Source organism: Agrobacterium larrymoorei, assembly GCF_013322225.1.
Lineage (GTDB): Bacteria > Pseudomonadota > Alphaproteobacteria > Rhizobiales > Rhizobiaceae > Agrobacterium > Agrobacterium larrymoorei_A.
Genome location: NZ_JAAMFB010000041.1, coordinates 1 through 3,461, shown reverse-complemented (window position 1 = coordinate 3,461; position 3,461 = coordinate 1). Strand labels below are relative to the sequence as shown.

The 3,461-nt window shown below is 56.2% G+C and carries 4 protein-coding genes, 1 tRNA gene and 1 pseudogene; 1 reads left to right on the top strand and 5 read right to left on the bottom strand.

The annotated features are described in order from the left end of the window. Positions 1-248 precede the first annotated feature (248 nt). Positions 249-593 (top strand): LysR substrate-binding domain-containing protein, encoded by a 345-nt coding sequence (locus G6L28_RS23235; RefSeq protein ID WP_174066247.1) that lies wholly within the window; start codon positions 249-251, stop codon positions 591-593. A gap of 250 nt (positions 594-843) precedes the next feature. Here the strand turns inward: G6L28_RS23235 and G6L28_RS21095 are convergent. The 5 genes and pseudogenes from G6L28_RS21095 to G6L28_RS21075 all read right to left on the bottom strand — a co-directional run bounded on the left by G6L28_RS21095 (position 844) and on the right by G6L28_RS21075 (position 3,439). Then, positions 844-1,613, bottom strand: a protein-coding gene (locus tag G6L28_RS21095; protein ID WP_174066244.1) for an IS5 family transposase whose coding sequence is annotated in 2 segments (ribosomal slippage) — positions 844-1,299 and positions 1,302-1,613 — 768 coding nt in all. Because the reading frame shifts where the segments join, the coding sequence is not laid out codon by codon here. A 94-nt stretch (positions 1,614-1,707) separates the two neighbouring features. Then, complete coding sequence (locus G6L28_RS21090) at positions 1,708-2,418, bottom strand: IS66 family transposase (RefSeq protein ID WP_174066242.1); 711 nt, start codon at positions 2,416-2,418, stop codon at positions 1,708-1,710. A 52-nt stretch (positions 2,419-2,470) separates the two neighbouring features. Then, a complete protein-coding gene (gene tnpB, locus G6L28_RS21085) occupies positions 2,471-2,824 on the bottom strand; it encodes an IS66 family insertion sequence element accessory protein TnpB (protein ID WP_174066240.1) in 354 nt (117 codons plus the stop codon). After that, a pseudogene (gene tnpA / locus G6L28_RS21080) lies at positions 2,805-3,227 on the bottom strand (IS66-like element accessory protein TnpA). The gene tnpB and the pseudogene tnpA overlap by 20 nt, the downstream one beginning before the upstream one ends. A gap of 135 nt (positions 3,228-3,362) precedes the next feature. Beyond that, positions 3,363-3,439, bottom strand: a tRNA-Met gene (locus G6L28_RS21075). Positions 3,440-3,461 lie beyond the last annotated feature (22 nt).

Here is a 3,461-nt window from a genome sequence, read left to right as displayed (position 1 = left end):
TGCCCCCGTCGCTCACCGCGTTGGGGGGAAGGTTCACATGGCTCAGTTCTCAATGGAAATTATCTGCCTAACCGGCTCAGTTCCGCATGGAAACCAACAACGGAGGCCTTTGATGTTGCGGTTGGAGCCTATTGGGTCTCCTTTGGCGGTATCCGCGAGTATTCACTTCTGCCACTGAAACGCACCTTATGTGCCGCGCCGGCTTACCTTGAAAAGTCTCCCCGAATTCGAAATCCTGCCGACCTCAGATCCCACAACTGTTTGAGCTTTCTGCCGACGGCAACACATGGAATTTCGTCGATAAGGCTGGCCTGACTGTCTCCGTGGAAATCAATCCCGTCATCTCCTCAAGTGACGCACAGATACTCGTTGATAGTGCGGTCAACAGCTCGGGAGTTTGTCTTGCATCTATATATACAGTTTATGACCAGTTACGCACAGGCAGTTTGGTTCGCGTTTTGCCGGATTTTAAGGTGTCGCCTCTCTGGATCAAGGCAGTTGTACCGGAGCGAAAGTCCGCCAATGCTTCAATCCAGTATCTGATCTCGTGCTTTCGAAAAGCTCTTGAAGCGGCGTCGGAGTTGGACGTCTGACTTCCTGTTCTCTATTCGCGGATCAGACAGCTCACGAGCCTGAAAATGAAGTTCCGCTCAGTCTTGATCTTTGGACATTTATTGATTTGTCGTGAGGCACTAGATGTTTAGTCCCGGGAACTGATGGGTCGGGTCGGGTCGGGTCGGGTCGGGTCGGTGGTGAATCGATCCGGTTCATTTGTCGGAGCTTGACAAATGAACCGGATCGATTCACCACCGACCCGACCCATCAATTCCCGGGACTAAACATCTAGGTGACCGACTCATAAGATCGGAGCCCAATCCGGATTGAAGCGAGTTGTACGGAAGCGAGGAAATTGTCGTCGCGTTTGTCGTATCGTGTTGCGACAGCCCGGAAGTGTTTGAGTTTGTTGAAGAAGCGCTCGACAGCATTGCGATGTTTGTAAAGCCAGGGGCTGAAGACGGAAATATTGACCCTGTTCGGCATAGGGCGGATACCCCCCCATGCTCCACGGGCTTTGAGGTTCTGACGCAGGGCGTCGCTATCATAGGCGCCGTCGGCAAGAAGGACGTTGCCAGTCTTCACGGTGTCGAACATATCCGCCGCCGAGCGTCCGTCATGAGCTTGACCGGCTGTCAGCTTCAACAGGATCGGGCGACCATCCGCATCGACAAGGGCATGGATTTTCGTTGTCAGCCCGCCGCGCGAACGACCCATGCAACCGGATCGCTCCTCTTTTTTTGACCGTTGGCGGCGTGTTGATGCACACGGATCGACGAACTATCGATCATTTGAATATCGCCGTCGTAAACTTCTGAAATTGCATTGAGAATACGAGCCCAGTGTCCTGCATGACGCCATCGGTTGAAGCGATTGACGCAGGTCGTATAGGGACCGTATCGCGCGGGAATATCGGCCCAAGGCGCACCGGTCCGAAGCCGCCAGAAGATGCCGTTCAACACCCGTCGGTCATCAACCCGCTTTTTCCCGCGAACCTTCGTCGGAAGAAGCGGTTCAATCACAGACCACTCGAAGTCCGTCAAATCAAAGCGTGCCATCACTGCCTCCAAATCGTAAGCGCGATTTTCCATGCGCATTGACGTAGGCGGCATCGCTGACCCGGCCGCTCCTGCGTAGCGATATCCAGCTCTATCAGGCGGCGGAGGTTTTGGAGAAGTTGAACGGCAGCAGGTCGCCGATGTCCGCCGTTTCGTTGCGCTGAGGCAACTCTGTGAGCACGTGGCGTAGCCAGGTGAGTGGGTCAACGCCACAGGCGCGGCAGGTCAGCATCAGACTGTAAATCACGGCGCTGGCCCTGGCTCCGTCAGCGGTATCGCTGAACAGCCAGGATTTTCTTCCAGTCGCAAAAACTCTGATGTCGCGTTCCAGAATGTTGTTATCGATCGGCATCCTGCCGTCGCTGATGTAGCGCGTCAGATAATCCCATTGGTTCATGCGATGCATTTGACTGTCGCAGCAAGGGCAAGCTTTCTGATCGTCAGGCAGATCGTACTCGACACGCTCGCGCGGCAGGTCTTCCGGCAAGCGTCTGCGGCCACGCTTCTTTCCCGCCGCGCCATCGACCGACGGCAAGCCTGTATCCGGGAGATCGGCGGCAACCTCGTCGCCATGATCAGGATCATCCTCGTCTGCGGCCTCTTCGGCCTCGTTGAAGATGCGATCGACGTGCTTTTCGCTGCGGGGTGCAAAACGATGCAGCCTTGCGAGCGCCAGTTCTTCTTCCAGCTTGGCGACCCGCTGCGAGAGCGCTTCCTTCTCGGCTTTGAGCGCGGCGATTTCGGCGGCATTTGCCGCCAACTGTGCCATCAGCGCTGCAATATCGGGGTCGCCGGCTCGGGTCATCCCAGTTTTGAATCTGAACCGCTTCGCCGCGTCAACTGATCAATACGCCGCCTCAGCCAGCGATCTGATACTGCCGCACCGGATGGCGCACCATCGCATCGATATCGATCCCGTCGAGAATCCAGTGCAGTTGCTCGGTCGTCAGTGTAACCACCGTCACCTCTCGGCGCGGCCACCGGAACTTGTCTTCGGTCAACCGCTTCAGGATCAGCACAAAGCCCGAGCGGTCGAAGAACAGCAGCTTCACCCGGTCACGCCGGCGATTGCAGAAGGCAAAAACTGCAGGAGCAAACGGGTCCAAAGCCATCGTCTCCTGGACCAGGACCGCAAGGCTGTTGATGCCGGCCCGGAAGTCGATCGGTTCGCGATGCAGGTAGACCTTCAGATCAGCGCCCAGTCTGAACATGACCCAACGCTCCTATGATTGCCGTCAGCCCATTCTCATCGTCATACTCAAAGGTCAGGCTGATCCCGTTCGGCAGAAGCGCACTCACCTTGGACGCCTGGCACGGCTTGCCCATCGGCACGCTCTTCGTCAGTAAATCGCCGCCAGAAGCCGCAGGCATATTTGAAGCAATCTGAACCGGAACGAATGACGAGACCGAAGGCAGAGGACGCTCCTCCATGGCCTTTTTTATCCACTTGCGCACGAGATTAGCATTCACGCCGTGTTCCCGCGCAAGTCGAGAGACCGAAACGCCGGGCTCTAAACACGCTGCGACGAGCTGATCACGCGAAGCAGGGTCATATCAACGGCGACCGTCGCGACTAACAAGCCGCACCTGCAGTTTAGGAGCATCTTCATCCATGATTTGGTGTCCACCTATTTTGGTGGACACCTCATGCCTGAGAGCACTGCGCTTAAAAAGGTGCGCAGAAATTCGCGCTTACCGCTGAGGAGCTTTGTGTAAAACGGCTTGAATGGTCAAACATTCAGGTTTCATTGGTTGCGGGGGCAGGATTTGAACCTGCGGCCTTCAGGTTATGAGCCTGACGAGCTACCGGGCTGCTCCACCCCGCGTTATATTTGAGCTGACGTTGGG

Coding starts and splice junctions, on each gene's coding strand:
- G6L28_RS21090 (WP_174066242.1), bottom strand. CDS start 2,418: ATGACCCGAGCCGGCGACCCCGATATTGCAGCGCTGATGGCACAGTTG.
- tnpB (WP_174066240.1), bottom strand. CDS start 2,824: ATGTTCAGACTGGGCGCTGATCTGAAGGTCTACCTGCATCGCGAACCG.